Consider the following 13,856-nt stretch of genomic DNA (forward strand, 5'->3'; position numbering starts at 1 on the left):
TCGTTTCCGGCAAAATTGGAGGTTGAAGATGGCAAGCTTGTCCAGCTCCATCAACTCGCTGTTCCTCAAGGAATTCTTCGGCGCGTTCTTTCTGTCGATGCGCTATTTCTTCCGCCAGAAGGCGACGATCAATTACCCCTTCGAAAAGGGCCCGGTCTCCCCGCGATTCCGCGGCGAGCACGCGCTGCGCCGTTATCCGAACGGCGAGGAACGCTGCATCGCCTGCAAGCTCTGCGAGGCGATCTGTCCTGCCCAGGCCATCACCATCGAGGCCGGTCCGCGCCGCAACGACGGCACACGCCGCACGGTGCGCTATGACATCGACATGGTGAAGTGCATCTATTGCGGCTTCTGCCAGGAAGCCTGCCCGGTCGATGCGATCGTCGAAGGTCCGAATTTCGAATTTGCGACGGAAACCCGCGAAGAGCTCTATTTCGACAAGGCGCGCCTTCTCGATAACGGAGACCGGTGGGAGCGTGAAATCGCCCGCAACATCGCGATCGACTCGCCGTATCGCTGATTGATATCTGAAATGCTGTGATGGAGCCGCTCGCTCCTGTCGCGGTCAATATGTACAGGAGCTTTGCCGGCGAGTGCCGCGAAGCTTCATCGGGCAGGGAAACTCCCGGCTGCCCGGGGGAAGATGAAAAAGGCACCAACATGGGTCTGCAGGCTCTATTTTTCTATCTTTTCGCCTTTGTCGCTGTGGCGTCGGCGTTCATGGTCATCTGGGCGAAGAACCCGGTTCACTCGGTTCTGTTCCTGATCCTGGTGTTCTTCAACGCGGCCGGCCTGTTCCTGCTGCTCGGCGCCGAGTTCCTGGCGATGATCCTGCTCGTCGTTTATGTCGGCGCCGTCGCCGTCCTCTTCCTCTTTGTGGTGATGATGCTCGACATTGACTTCACCGAATTGAGGGCAGGCGTGCTCGAATATGCGCCGATCGGCGGGTTGATCGGGATCATCCTGGCGGCCGAGTTGATCGTCGTGATCGGCGGCAGCGTCATCTCGCCTGATATCGCCAAGTCAGTCGCCATGCCGATCCCGGCGCTCAGCGAGCGTACGAATACGGCCGCTCTCGGCGACGTGCTTTACACCAACTACGTCTATTTCTTCCAGATTGCCGGCCTGGTGCTGCTGGTCGCCATGATCGGCGCGATCGTGCTGACGCTGAGGCATCGCACCAACATCAAGCGGCAGAATATCTCAAGGCAGGTTGCCCGCACGCCCGCCACCGCCGTCGAGGTGGTGTCGGTCAAGCCCGGGCAGGGCGCCTAAAGGCAGGTCAAGGAACAAAGAACATGGTCATCGGACTTTCCCATTACCTGACGGTCAGCGCCATCCTCTTCACGCTCGGCGTCTTCGGCATCTTCCTCAACCGGAAGAACGTCATCGTCATCCTTATGTCGGTCGAACTGATCCTGCTTGCTGTCAACATCAACATGGTCGCCTTCTCTCACTTCCTGAACGACATTGTCGGTCAGGTCTTCGCGCTGTTCATTCTGACGGTCGCGGCTGCCGAAGCGGCGATCGGTCTTGCAATTCTCGTTGTCTTCTACCGCAACCGCGGCTCGATCGCGGTCGAAGACGTCAATATGATGAAGGGCTGAGTGGCTCATGTTCCTCTATAAGGCTATTGTCTTTCTTCCCTTGATCGGCGCCATCGTCGCCGGCCTTTTCGGCCGCGCCATCGGCGCCAAGGCTTCGGAATATGTCACCAGCGGCCTGATGATCATTGCCGGCATCCTGTCCTGGATCGTCTTCTTTAACGTCGGCATGGGCCATCTTGAAGGCGGGCCGATCAAGGTCGAGGTGCTGCGCTGGATCCAGTCCGGCGGCATCGACGTCTCCTGGTCGCTGCGCGTGGATACGCTCACCTCCGTCATGCTGATCGTGGTCAACACGGTCTCGACGCTGGTGCATATCTATTCGATCGGCTACATGCATACCGATCCGCATCGCCCGCGCTTCTTTGCCTATCTGTCGCTCTTCACCTTCGCCATGCTGATGCTGGTGACAGCCGACAATCTTGCCCAGATGTTCTTCGGCTGGGAAGGCGTCGGTCTCGCCTCCTATCTACTGATCGGCTTCTGGTTCAAGAAGCCTTCGGCGACGGCCGCGGCGATGAAGGCTTTCATCGTCAACCGCGTCGGCGACTTCGGTTTCGTGCTCGGCATTGCCGGCGTCTTCGTGCTGTTCGGCTCGATCAACCTCGATACGATCTTCGCTAATGCATCGAATTTCGCCCCGCATGAAGGCGGCGGCGAGGCGAGCGAAGTGATCCTCAACCTTTTCGGCATGCAGCTCGACAAGGCGCATGCGCTGACCGGCATCTGCCTGCTGCTATTCATGGGCGCGATGGGCAAGTCGGCGCAGTTCCTGCTGCACACCTGGCTGCCGGACGCGATGGAAGGCCCAACCCCGGTCTCGGCCCTCATCCATGCCGCCACCATGGTCACCGCCGGCGTCTTCCTCGTCGCCCGCATGTCGCCGCTCTTCGAATTGTCGCCCGACGCACTGACCGTCGTTACCGTCATCGGCGCGATCACCGCCTTCTTCGCGGCAACTGTCGGCTTGGTCCAGAACGACATCAAGCGCGTCATCGCCTATTCCACCTGCTCGCAGCTCGGCTACATGTTCGTGGCGCTCGGGGTAGGGGCCTATGGCGCGGCGATCTTCCATCTCTTCACCCACGCCTTCTTCAAGGCGCTGCTCTTCCTCTGCGCCGGCTCGGTCATCCACGCCGTCGATGGCGAGCAGGACATGCGCTACATGGGTGGCCTGCGGCCACACATTAAGGTAACGTTCTGGATGATGATCATCGGCACGCTGGCGATCACCGGCGTCGGCATTCCCTTCACGCCGATCGGCTTTGCCGGCTTCTTCTCCAAGGACGTGATCATCGAGGCGACCTATGCCTCGCATTCGCCGGTCGCGGGCTTTGCCTTCTCGTTGCTCGTCATTGCGGCTCTCTTCACCAGCTTCTACTCCTGGCGTCTGATCTTCATGACCTTCTTCGGCAAGCCGCGCGCTTCGCACGAGGTCATGCACCACGTCCACGAATCGCCGCAGGTCATGCTGGTGCCGCTTTATCTCCTGGCGATCGGCGCGGTGCTGGCGGGCGTGATCTTCGAAGGCCGGTTCTACGGCGAGGAATATGCCGAGTTCTGGAAGGGCGCGCTGTTTACCGGCGCCGAGAACGAACTGGTCGAGGAGTTCCACCATGTGCCGGCGCTCGTGGGCCTGAGCCCGTTCATCGCCATGCTGATCGGCTTCGTCATAGCCTGGTACATGTATATCCGCTCGCCGCAGACGCCGCGCGTCCTCGCCAAGCAGCACCGGGTGCTCTACCACTTCCTGCTCAACAAGTGGTACTTCGACGAACTCTACGACTTCCTCTTCGTCCGCACGGCAAGGGCGCTTGGCCGCTTCCTGTGGAAAAAGGGTGACGTCGGCGTCATCGATACCTATGGCCCGAACGGCGTGGCAGCCCGCGTTGTCGCCGTCACCGACCGCGTCGTCCGCCTGCAGACCGGTTACCTCTATCACTATGCATTCGCCATGCTGCTCGGCATTGCGGCGCTCGTTACCTGGATGATGCTCGGGAGTTCCTTCTGATGACCGATTGGCCTATTCTTTCAACGGTCACCTTCCTGCCGCTCGTCGGTGTGGTGCTCCTGCTCTTGATGAATGGCGACAGCGAAAGCGGCCGGAAGAACGTGCTGTGGATCTCGCTGATCACCACCGTCTTCACTTTCGTCGTCTCGCTCTTCATCTGGATCGGCTTCGACAATGCCAATCCCGGCTTCCAGATGCTCGAAAAGCATGATTGGCTCGGCACCGGCATCGGCTACCACGTCGGCGTCGACGGCATTTCCATGCTGTTCGTCATTCTGTCGACCTTCCTCATGCCCTTCTGCGTGCTCGCGAGCTGGCTCTCGATCGAGAAGCGCCTGAAGGAATACATGATCGCCTTCCTCATCCTCGAAACGATGATGGTCGGCGTCTTCGTCTCGCTCGATATCGTGCTCTTCTACGTCTTCTTCGAGGCGGGCCTCATCCCGATGTTCCTGATCATCGGCGTCTGGGGCGGCAAGGACCGTGTCTATGCGAGCTACAAGTTCTTCCTCTATACGCTGCTCGGCTCGGTGCTGATGCTGCTCGCCATCATGGCGATGTACTGGCAGGCCGGCACGACCGACATCACCGCGCTGCTCGCCTACAAGTTCCCGCCGGCGCTGCAGACATGGCTCTGGCTTGCCTTCTTCGCCTCGTTCGCGGTGAAGATGCCGATGTGGCCGGTCCATACGTGGCTTCCGGACGCCCACGTTCAGGCGCCGACGGCAGGTTCGGTGATCCTGGCCGGTGTGCTCTTGAAGCTCGGCGGCTACGGTCTCATCCGCTTCTCGCTCGGCATGTTCCCGGTCGCCTCCGACTATTTCGCGCCGCTCGTCTTCGCCATGTCGGTCATCGCCATCATCTACACCTCGCTGGTGGCAATGATGCAGGATGATATCAAGAAGCTGATCGCCTATTCCTCGGTGGCGCATATGGGCTACGTGACCATGGGCATCTTCGCCGCCAACATGCAGGGTGTTCAGGGGTCGATCTTCCAGATGCTCTCGCACGGCATCGTCTCCGGCGCGCTCTTCCTCTGCGTCGGCGTCGTCTACGACCGTACCCACACCCGCGAGATCAACGCCTATGGCGGCCTCGTCAACAACATGCCGAAATATGCCGTGGCGATGATGGTCTTCACCATGGCTAATGTCGGGCTTCCCGGCACGTCTGGCTTCATCGGCGAATTCCTGACGCTGATCGGCGTCTTCCGGGTCAACACCTGGGTCGCGCTCTTTGCCGCCACTGGCGTCATTCTCTCGGCCGCTTATGCGCTCTGGCTCTATCGCCGGGTGATCTTCGGCGCCCTGGAGAAGGAAAAGCTGAAGGCGCTGCTCGATCTTTCGAGACGCGAACAGCTTATTCTCTATCCGCTGCTCGCGCTGACCATTTTCTTCGGCGTTTATCCGGCTCCGGTCTTCGATGCGACGGCCGCCTCGGTGGATCTGCTGGTCAACAACTACACGGCCGCCGTGCACGCAGCGCAGAATGTTGCGCTGTCTATGAAATGATTACGGGACTTATCGGACATGACCGCTGAAACAATTCTCCTCAGTCTGCATCTTTCCGCGCCGGAGCTCATCCTCGCGGTCGGCGCCCTGGTCCTGTTGATGGTCGGCGTCTTCTCAGGCGAGCGGTCGGGCCTTGCCGTCACCGGCCTTGCCATCGTCCTGCTGCTCGCATCCGGCCTGTGGCTGCTCTTCGTGCCGGCGGAAGGCCTCGCCTTCGGCGGCGTCTATATGGCTGACGGCTTCTCGCGCTTCATGAAGCTGGTGGCGCTCATCGGTTCGCTGGTCGCCCTGTTCATGACCATGGGGCATGCCCGCGAAAATCAGCTCGACAAGTTCGAGTTCCCGGTTCTGCTGGTGCTTGCGACCCTCGGCATCCTGCTGATGATCTCGGCCAACGACCTGATCTCGCTCTATCTCGCGCTGGAACTGCAGTCGCTGGCGCTTTATGTCGTCGCCGCGATCAACCGCGACAGCCTGAAGTCGACCGAAGCCGGCCTCAAATATTTCGTCCTCGGCGCGCTGTCCTCCGGCATGCTGCTCTACGGCATGTCGCTGGTCTACGGCTTCACCGGCCATACCCATTTCGCCGAGATCGCCCAGGCGCTTTCGGTTGAAGGCGCGCGTTCGCTCGGCCTCATCTTCGGCTTGGTGTTCATCCTCGCCGGCATCGCCTTTAAGATCTCGGCCGTTCCCTTCCACATGTGGACGCCGGACGTTTATGAAGGCGCGCCGACGCCGGTTACCGCCTTCCTCGCCGCAGCCCCCAAGGTTGCCGCCATGGCGATGATGACACGCATGGTCATCACCGCCTTTCAGCCGGTCCTGGCCGACTGGCAGCAGGTCGTCGTCTTCATCTCGATCGCCTCGATGCTGCTCGGCTCCTTTGCCGCGATCGGCCAAAAGAACATCAAGCGGCTGATGGCCTATTCCTCGATTGGCCACATGGGCTATGCGCTGGTCGGCCTTGCCGCCGGCAACCAGACCGGCGTTTCCGGCGTCATGCTTTACATGGTCATTTACATGATCATGACGCTCGGCACCTTCGCGATCATCATGTCGATGCGCCGCAAGGACGGCACCGTCGTCGAAAACGTCAACGATCTCGCCGGTCTTTCCACAACCAACCCGTTCATGGCTGTGGTGCTGACGGCGCTGATGTTTTCGCTCGCCGGCATTCCGCCGCTCGCCGGCTTCTTCGCCAAATACTTCGTCTTCGTTGCTGCGATCGAAGCCAAGCTTTATGCGCTTGCCATCATCGGCGTTCTCGCCTCGGTCGTCGGCGCCTATTATTATCTGCGCGTCATCAAGCTGATGTGGTTCGATGAAGCGACCGGCGAATTCGCCCGTGTCTCCAGCGCCCTGCGTCTGGTCTTCGGTCTCTCCGGTCTCTTCGTCACCGCCTATGTGCTCATCGGCGGCCCGATCGGCGGCGCGGCAGAGCTTGCCGCTGCGACGCTCTTCTGATGGCCTCCGACGGACGACGCCGGATATCGCTCGGCGATATCAGGCATGAGGCTCTGTCGGAAACATCGTCCACCAATAGTGAGTGCCTCGCCCGAGCCCGGGCGGGGGATCCCGGCAATCTCTGGGTGACGGCCGAAAGGCAGACCGGCGGCCGCGGCCGTCGCGGCAGGCTCTGGGTTTCCGAACGCGGCAATCTCTACGCGTCTCTTCTGCTGATCGACCCGGCGCCGATGGAGCGCCTCGGCTCGCTGCCGCTGGCGGTTGCCGTTGCCGTTCACCAGGCCATCCGCAGGGTACTGCCCCCCGGCGGCGAACCGCTTGAGGTCAAATGGCCGAACGATATTCTCATCGGCAGAAAGAAGACCTGCGGCATCCTGGTCGAAGGCGAGGGGTTGCCGGATGGCCGTTATGCGCTGATCGTTGGCATCGGCATCAATGTCTCGGTCATGCCGGACAATCCGCTCTATCCCGTCACCTGCCTGCGCCAGCATGCGAGCGCGGCTTCGCCGGAGGAACTTTTCGCTCATCTTTTCGCGGCGATGGCGGATGTGCTCGAAATATGGGATCAGGGCCGCGGCATTGCCGAGATCACCGAGCGCTGGCGCGCCATTGCCTGTGGCATCGGGGAAAAGATCACGGTCAATTTACCGGACCGGTCGATTTCCGGACAATTCGCCGGGATTGATGATAATGGCTTGTTGATGCTCGGTACCGGCGCTGGCACGATCATGTCTATTGCCGCCGGTGATGTGTTTTTTAGATAGCGGAAAAAACGAAAATTATGGCGAAACAGGATGAATTGGTATTCCTGCCTCTGGGCGGCGTCGGCGAGATTGGGATGAATCTTGCCCTTTACGGCTACGGCCCGCCCGAGCATCGCCAGTGGATCATGGTCGATTGCGGCGTCACTTTTCCCGGACCTGACTTGCCGGGTGTCGACCTCGTGCTGCCCGATATCCGCTTCCTTGCCAGCGAGCGAAAGAATCTCAAGGCAATCATCATCACCCATGCCCATGAAGACCATTACGGGGCACTCGCCGATCTCTGGCCGGGCCTCAATGTTCCGGTTTTCGCCTCGGCCTTTACATCGGGTCTGCTTGAAGCCAAACGCAACTTCGAAAAGGCAACGATCGGCGAAGTGCCGGTGACGCCGTTCAAGGCAGGCGACACGATCAATGTCGGCCCGTTCAGCATCGAAGGTGTGGCCGTCAACCATTCGATCCCCGAGCCGATGTCGCTGATGATCCGCACGCCGGCCGGCAACATCATCCATACGGGGGACTGGAAAATCGATCACGAGCCCTCACTCGGACCTCTGACCGATGAGACTCGCTTCCGCCAGCTTGGCGACGAGGGCGTGCTGGCGCTGATGTGCGATTCCACCAACGCCCTGCGCGACGGTGTTTCACCCTCCGAGAAGGACGTGTCGGAAAGCCTGCGCAAGATCATCGAGGATGCCGAGGGCCGGGTGGCGATCACGACCTTCTCGTCCAATGTCGGGCGTATTCGCACCGTAGCCGAGGCTGCCGAGGCGGCCGGCCGCGAAGTGCTGTTGCTCGGCAGTTCGCTGAAGCGCGTCGTCGATGTCGCTAGTGACATCGGCCTGATGGAAGGGGTCAAACCTTTCATTTCCGAGGAGGAGTACGGCTATATCCCGCGCGACAAGGTCGTCGTCATCTTGACCGGTAGCCAGGGTGAGGCGCGGGCGGCCCTTGCCAAGCTCTCCCGTGACGAGATGCGCAATGTGGCCTTTGCGGCAGGTGATATCGTCGTCTTTTCTTCGCGTGCCATTCCCGGCAACGAGAAGGCGATCCAGGACATCAAGAACGGCCTCGTCGAGCAGGGCGTGCATATCATCACCGATACCGAGGCGCTCGTCCACGTCTCCGGCCATCCGCGCCGCAACGAGTTACAGCGGATGTATGAGTGGACCCGGCCGAAAATCGTCGTGCCGGTGCATGGCGAGGCGACGCATCTGACGGCGCATAAGGAGCTTGCCGAGCAGTCCGGCATCGCGATCGTGCCGCGGGTGCGCAATGGCGATATCCTGCGGCTGGCGCCAGGCCCGGTCGAGGTGATCGCGGAAGCGCCGCATGGCCGCATCTACAAGGATGGCCTGCTGATCGGCGATTTCGACGAAATGGGTATCGGCGAGCGCAAGAAACTCTCCTATGTCGGCCATGTCGCGGTCAGCATCGTGCTCGACGGGCGTTATGACATCCTCGGCGATCCCGACCTCGTCTCGATCGGCCTGCCGGTTTATGATGACGAAGGCGAGGAGATGGAGGATACGCTCTACGATGCGGCGATCAGCGCCATCGAAAGCATTCCGCGTGCCCGCCGCAAGGATATCGACATGCTGCAGGAGGCCGTGCGCCGTGCCATCCGCGCAGCCGCAAATCACGCCTGGGGCAAAAAGCCCGTTGTCACCGCCTTCGTCACCAAGGTCTGACCATGCTCGGCCGAGTGAATCATATCGCCATCGCCGTTCCCGACCTCGCAGCGGCGACGGCCGCTTATCGCGACATGCTGGGGGCCGCGGTATCTGAGCCGCAGCCTCTGCCGGAACACGGGGTCACCGTCGTCTTCGTCGAGTTGCCGAACACCAAAGTGGAATTGCTGCAGCCGCTCGGGCAGGACTCGCCGATCGCAACCTTCCTCGAAAAGAACCCGTCCGGCGGCATGCATCATATCTGTTACGAGGTGGACGATATCATCCTCGCCCGTGACCGGCTGGTCGCCGCCGGCGCGCGGGTGCTTGGCAACGGCCAGCCGAAGACCGGCGCGCATGGCAAGCCGGTGCTCTTTCTGCATCCCAAGGATTTCTTCGGCACGCTGATCGAACTCGAACAGGCCTAAATCAAATACAATCGGACAGGGTTTCGCTGCGGCAGAATGACCCGAAGAAGGCGAAATGTTTCGTTCGCTTTGAGTTGCACGCTATTCCGCCGTATAAGTGCGCCAGCTCCAAGCGGCACTGCGCTTCACGCGTTCTGTCGGCAAGACACCACCGGGAAAGATAATGCTCCAGACCTTCCTTCAGGGATTCGCCGTCTACTTCATCATCTGGTGGATGACGCTGTTCGCCGTTCTGCCGATCGGGCTGCGCACCCAGGCGGAAGACGACGATATCGTGCTCGGCACCGTGCCAAGCGCGCCCACCCGCTTTCGCGCCGCCTTCGTCTTTTCGCTGACGACGCTGATCTCGGCGCTGATCTATGGCATTTGGTATGTCTGCGACACCTATTTCGGCTGGGGCTTCGACGCCCTTCCACAACTCGGGCCTAGCTTCTATTGAGATAGCTTTTGCTCAAAGTTTGAGCATATGCAAATCTTATCATGGAAATCGAGCTCGTATATTGGCGTCATGCTGGCGCGTCAGAGAGCTCGCCTAACGGAATGAGATGCTTCCCTTACGGAAGCTGTCTGGAGCTTGAATGGGAGGAGAGGGCGAAAAGCCAAAAAAAAACAAGGCCAGAAGCCTTGTTTTAAGTATCGCGTGATCTGTAACCGTTGCCGGGGCTGCGACGAGCGCGCCTAAGATCTGATCCTCCCAAGACTTGACCGCGAGTACAGCAAGAATTTAGCTTCCTGCCTGTTTTGTGAGCTAAAGCTAGCTCAAAGATTGTGCTTTGTCATTAGCTTTTTTTGCATTTTTGCTACACCCTAGCAAAATTTTTCTGTTGACAAGATTTTCGTTCAAGTCCTTATAAACACGCGCTTTTTCACGCCCTTTCGTTTTGCGGGTGCGAACATGCGTATCCGGGAGGCGGCCGACAGCAGTTGCGGGTTTCCTTCCCGCCGCGAAGCGGCTATGAACGCTCCCACATTCACAAGTATCTTCGATTCCGCTCGCCGGCGGGATCTCAACTGCTCCGGAATCGCCATGCGTCTGTCTCGCTACTTCTTGCCCATTCTTAAGGAAAACCCCAAGGAGGCGGAAATCGTCTCCCACCGGTTGATGCTGCGCGCCGGCATGATACGCCAGCAGTCTCAGGGCATCTATTCCTGGTTGCCGCTCGGCAAGCGTGTGCTCGACAAGGTCAACGCCATTATCCGCGAGGAGCAGAACCGCGCCGGCGCCATCGAGCTTTCGATGCCGACCCTGCAATCGGCCGAGCTCTGGCAGGAAAGCGGCCGTTATGATGCCTATGGCAAGGAGATGCTGCGCATCAAGGACCGCCAGGACCGGCCGATGCTCTACGGCCCCACCAACGAGGAGATGGTGACGGATATTTTCCGCTCCTCCGTCAAATCCTACAAGGACCTGCCGCTCAATCTCTATCACATCCAGCTGAAGTTCCGTGACGAGATCCGGCCTCGCTTCGGCACCATGCGCTCGCGCGAATTTATGATGAAGGACGCTTATTCCTTTGATCTGACGCGCGAAGGGGCGGAGCATTCCTACAATAAAATGTTCGCCGCCTATCTCAGAACATTCGATCGGCTTGGCCTTCGCGCCATCCCTATGCGCGCGGATACCGGCCCGATCGGCGGCAATCTCAGCCATGAATTCATCATCCTCGCCGACACCGGCGAATCCGAGGTCTTCTGCCACAAGGACTTCGTCGGCTTCGATATTCCCGGCGAAAACACCGATTTCGACAGTGTCGAAGGCCTCAAGGCGATCTTCGACAAGTGGACCTCGCTCTACGCGGCCACCTCGGAAATGCACGACGAGCCAGCCTTTAACGCCGTTCCCGAAGCCGAGCGGCTTTCCGCCCGCGGCATCGAGGTCGGCCATATCTTCTATTTCGGCACGAAATATTCTGAGCCGATGGGTGCGAAAGTGCAGGGGCCAGATGGTAAGGAACATTTCGTTCACATGGGTTCCTACGGTATCGGTCCGACACGCCTTGTTCCCGCCATCATCGAAGCATCGCATGATGACAACGGAATCATCTGGCCGGCATCGGTCGCACCCTTCGATGTCGTCGTCATCAACATGAAGGCGGGCGATGAGGCCTGCGACGATACTTGTGAGCTGATCTACGCCGCGCTGAAAAAGGCCGGCAAGGATGTGCTCTATGACGACACCGACGACCGGGCCGGCACGAAGTTCGCGACCGCCGACCTGATCGGCGTACCTGTCCAGATCATCGCCGGCCCGCGTGCGGTCGCGAACGGCGAGGTCGAAGTGAAGGACCGCAAGACCGGCGCCCGTGAAACGATGACCATCGAAGCGGCGATCAACAGGTTCGTGGCTTAAGGAAACGGAGGCGAAATGGCAGAGGCAGCAGTGGACCGGAGTTCAAAATCCGGCTTGGGTCCGGCTGGCAAGCCATTTTCCACCTTTGAGCGCCTCGTGGCGTGGCGTTATCTACGCGCCCGCCGCAAGGAGGCCTTCATTTCGGTGATCGCCGGCTTCTCCTTCGTCGGCATCATGCTTGGCGTTGCGACGCTGATCATCGTCATGGCCGTCATGAACGGCTTTCGCACCGAACTCGTCTCGCGCATCCTCGGCATCAACGGTCATATGATCGTGCAGCCGGTCGATGGCCCCTTTACCGATTACCCCGACCTGACCGCCAAACTCGCGGCGGTGCCGGGCGTCAAGATGGCGCTGCCCCTGGTCGAAGGGCAGGTGCTTGCCTCAGCTCAGGCTGGCGGCAGCACCGGCGCTTTGGTGCGCGGCGCCCGCGCCGAAGACCTGACGAAACTCAAGACAATCTCCGACAACATCAAATCCGGCGACATGGTGGGCTATGCCTCTGGCGAGGGCGTGCTGATCGGCACCCGCATGGCCGATCAGCTGGGTCTGCGCGTCGGCGACCTCATTACCCTGACCTCGCCGGAAGGCGACATCACGCCGATGGGCGTCAATCCGCGCGTCAAATCCTATAAGATTTCCGGCCTGTTCGAGATCGGCATGTCCGAATACGATTCCTCAATCATCTTCATGCCGCTCGAGGAAGCGCAGCTCTACTTCAATGCCGCCGGGCTGGTGCAGTCGATCGAACTATTCGTCGATCATCCCGATGATATCGACGCCCTGAGGCCGAAGGTGGAAGAGGCGGCCGGCCGCCAGATCAACCTTACCGACTGGCGTCAGCGCAACCAGACCTTCTTCTCCGCACTCCAGGTCGAGCGCAACGTCATGTTCATGATCCTGACGCTGATCGTGCTCGTGGCGGCGCTCAACATCATCTCCGGCCTCATCATGCTGGTGAAGGACAAGGGCAGCGATATCGCCATCCTGCGCACCATGGGCGCCAGCGCCGGCGCCATCATGCGCATCTTCTTCATGACCGGAGCGGCGATCGGCATCGTCGGTACTCTTGCCGGCGTGCTGCTCGGCGTTCTCGTCTGCGTCAATATCGAATCCATCCGCCAGTTCTTCTCCTGGATCTCCGGCACCGTGATCTTCAATCCGCAGGTCTATTTCCTCAGCCAGCTGCCCGCCGAGATGGATATCAGCGAAACGATCTCGGTGGTCATCATGGCGCTCAGCCTCTCCTTCATCGCCACCATCTTCCCGGCATGGCGCGCCTCCAGGCTCGATCCGGTGCAGGCACTGCGCTACGAATAAGGAATGCCGCATTCATGAACCGCAACGTCGTCCTCAAGCTTACCGGCGTCGAGCGCCATTATGGGCAGGGCGATACGCTGCTCACGATCCTGAAGGGTGCGGATTTCTCGCTGTCTAAAGGGGAAATCGTCGCCCTTGTCGCCCCCTCCGGCACAGGCAAGTCGACCCTGTTGCATGTCGCAGGCCTGCTCGAGCATCCCGATGGCGGCGAGGTTACCATTAACGGCCTTGCCTGCGATGGCCTTTCAGATGAGAAGCGCACGGCGATCCGCCGACGCGAGATCGGCTTCGTCTATCAGTTCCATCACCTCCTGCCGGAATTTTCCGCGCTTGAGAACATCATGATGCCGCAGCTGATCGCCGGCCTGTCCTGGAAGGAGGCCCGGGAGCGAGCCGGCCAGCTTCTCGATTATATGCGCATCGGCCATCGCGGTTCGCATCGCCCGGCTGAACTTTCCGGCGGCGAACAGCAGCGCGTCGCGATCGCCCGCGCCGTCGCCAATGCGCCGACGCTGCTTCTTGCCGACGAGCCGACCGGCAATCTGGATCCGGAAACGGCAAGCTACGTCTTCGATGCGCTGGAGGCGCTGGTGCGCCAATCCGGCCTTGCCGCCCTCATCGCCACCCACAACCATGAACTTGCCGGCCGCATGGATCGGCGCGTCACGATTTCGGACGGCAAGATCGTCGACTTTTGAGACGGCTATCCATGGCTGTTTGGTTGACCACTTCACCCT

The 13,856-nt window shown here is 60.2% G+C and carries 13 protein-coding genes; all 13 read left to right on the top strand.

The window, feature by feature from the left end; all coding sequences use genetic code 11:
• Positions 1–28 precede the first annotated feature (28 nt).
• The 13 genes from nuoI to PH551_RS10185 all read left to right on the top strand — a co-directional run bounded on the left by nuoI (position 29) and on the right by PH551_RS10185 (position 13,817).
• On the top strand, positions 29–520 hold the full coding sequence (nuoI, locus tag PH551_RS10125) for an NADH-quinone oxidoreductase subunit NuoI (protein ID WP_004680064.1): 492 nt from the start codon (positions 29–31) through the stop codon (positions 518–520).
• Positions 521–660: 140 nt separating this feature from the next.
• Entirely contained in the window at positions 661–1,275 is a 615-nt protein-coding gene (locus PH551_RS10130) for an NADH-quinone oxidoreductase subunit J (protein ID WP_183699702.1), read from the top strand.
• 23 nt (positions 1,276–1,298) lie between these two features.
• Positions 1,299–1,607 (top strand): NADH-quinone oxidoreductase subunit NuoK, encoded by a 309-nt coding sequence (nuoK, locus tag PH551_RS10135; RefSeq protein WP_010066755.1) that lies wholly within the window; start codon positions 1,299–1,301, stop codon positions 1,605–1,607.
• A 7-nt stretch (positions 1,608–1,614) separates the two neighbouring features.
• Positions 1,615–3,615: an NADH-quinone oxidoreductase subunit L gene (gene nuoL / locus PH551_RS10140; RefSeq protein WP_183699442.1), complete on the top strand. Its 2,001-nt coding sequence runs from the start codon at positions 1,615–1,617 to the stop codon at positions 3,613–3,615.
• Complete coding sequence (locus tag PH551_RS10145) at positions 3,615–5,126, top strand: NADH-quinone oxidoreductase subunit M (protein ID WP_285192882.1); 1,512 nt, start codon at positions 3,615–3,617, stop codon at positions 5,124–5,126. The genes nuoL and PH551_RS10145 overlap by 1 nt, the downstream gene beginning before the upstream one ends.
• A gap of 18 nt (positions 5,127–5,144) precedes the next feature.
• The gene (nuoN, locus tag PH551_RS10150) at positions 5,145–6,590 is read left to right on the top strand and encodes an NADH-quinone oxidoreductase subunit NuoN (protein ID WP_097598365.1); all 1,446 of its coding nucleotides are present in this window, start codon (positions 5,145–5,147) and stop codon (positions 6,588–6,590) included.
• Positions 6,590–7,354, top strand: coding sequence for a biotin--[acetyl-CoA-carboxylase] ligase (locus PH551_RS10155; protein ID WP_285192883.1), 765 nt, complete (start codon positions 6,590–6,592; stop codon positions 7,352–7,354). The genes nuoN and PH551_RS10155 overlap by 1 nt, the downstream gene beginning before the upstream one ends.
• Before the next feature lie 17 nt (positions 7,355–7,371).
• Positions 7,372–9,042: a ribonuclease J gene (locus tag PH551_RS10160; RefSeq protein WP_097598363.1), complete on the top strand. Its 1,671-nt coding sequence runs from the start codon at positions 7,372–7,374 to the stop codon at positions 9,040–9,042.
• Positions 9,043–9,044: 2 nt separating this feature from the next.
• A complete protein-coding gene (gene mce, locus PH551_RS10165) occupies positions 9,045–9,449 on the top strand; it encodes a methylmalonyl-CoA epimerase (RefSeq protein WP_097598362.1) in 405 nt (134 codons plus the stop codon).
• Between the two features lie 163 nt (positions 9,450–9,612).
• A complete protein-coding gene (locus PH551_RS10170; protein WP_020921013.1) occupies positions 9,613–9,888 on the top strand; it encodes a DUF1467 family protein in 276 nt (91 codons plus the stop codon).
• 588 nt (positions 9,889–10,476) lie between these two features.
• Positions 10,477–11,799 (top strand): proline--tRNA ligase, encoded by a 1,323-nt coding sequence (proS, locus tag PH551_RS10175; protein ID WP_285192884.1) that lies wholly within the window; start codon positions 10,477–10,479, stop codon positions 11,797–11,799.
• Positions 11,800–11,814: 15 nt separating this feature from the next.
• Entirely contained in the window at positions 11,815–13,119 is a 1,305-nt protein-coding gene (locus PH551_RS10180) for a lipoprotein-releasing ABC transporter permease subunit (RefSeq protein WP_285192885.1), read from the top strand.
• 14 nt (positions 13,120–13,133) lie between these two features.
• Complete coding sequence (locus PH551_RS10185; RefSeq protein WP_097598359.1) at positions 13,134–13,817, top strand: ABC transporter ATP-binding protein; 684 nt, start codon at positions 13,134–13,136, stop codon at positions 13,815–13,817.
• The last annotated feature ends 39 nt before the right edge of the window (positions 13,818–13,856 follow it).

The sequence above is a fragment of the Rhizobium atlanticum genome (assembly GCF_030182485.1).
GTDB lineage: Bacteria > Pseudomonadota > Alphaproteobacteria > Rhizobiales > Rhizobiaceae > Rhizobium.

Excerpts from the sequence above, each read along its gene's own strand:
- nuoI (WP_004680064.1), top strand. The coding sequence starts at position 29 with ATGGCAAGCTTGTCCAGCTCCATCAACTCGCTGTTCCTCAAGGAATTC.
- PH551_RS10170 (WP_020921013.1), top strand. The coding sequence starts at position 9,613 with ATGCTCCAGACCTTCCTTCAGGGATTCGCCGTCTACTTCATCATCTGG.
- PH551_RS10160 (WP_097598363.1), top strand. The coding sequence starts at position 7,372 with ATGGCGAAACAGGATGAATTGGTATTCCTGCCTCTGGGCGGCGTCGGC.
- PH551_RS10155 (WP_285192883.1), top strand. The coding sequence starts at position 6,590 with ATGGCCTCCGACGGACGACGCCGGATATCGCTCGGCGATATCAGGCAT.
- PH551_RS10180 (WP_285192885.1), top strand. The coding sequence starts at position 11,815 with ATGGCAGAGGCAGCAGTGGACCGGAGTTCAAAATCCGGCTTGGGTCCG.
- proS (WP_285192884.1), top strand. The coding sequence starts at position 10,477 with ATGCGTCTGTCTCGCTACTTCTTGCCCATTCTTAAGGAAAACCCCAAG.
- mce (WP_097598362.1), top strand. The coding sequence starts at position 9,045 with ATGCTCGGCCGAGTGAATCATATCGCCATCGCCGTTCCCGACCTCGCA.
- PH551_RS10145 (WP_285192882.1), top strand. The coding sequence starts at position 3,615 with ATGACCGATTGGCCTATTCTTTCAACGGTCACCTTCCTGCCGCTCGTC.
- nuoN (WP_097598365.1), top strand. The coding sequence starts at position 5,145 with ATGACCGCTGAAACAATTCTCCTCAGTCTGCATCTTTCCGCGCCGGAG.
- PH551_RS10130 (WP_183699702.1), top strand. The coding sequence starts at position 661 with ATGGGTCTGCAGGCTCTATTTTTCTATCTTTTCGCCTTTGTCGCTGTG.
- PH551_RS10185 (WP_097598359.1), top strand. The coding sequence starts at position 13,134 with ATGAACCGCAACGTCGTCCTCAAGCTTACCGGCGTCGAGCGCCATTAT.
- nuoK (WP_010066755.1), top strand. The coding sequence starts at position 1,299 with ATGGTCATCGGACTTTCCCATTACCTGACGGTCAGCGCCATCCTCTTC.
- nuoL (WP_183699442.1), top strand. The coding sequence starts at position 1,615 with ATGTTCCTCTATAAGGCTATTGTCTTTCTTCCCTTGATCGGCGCCATC.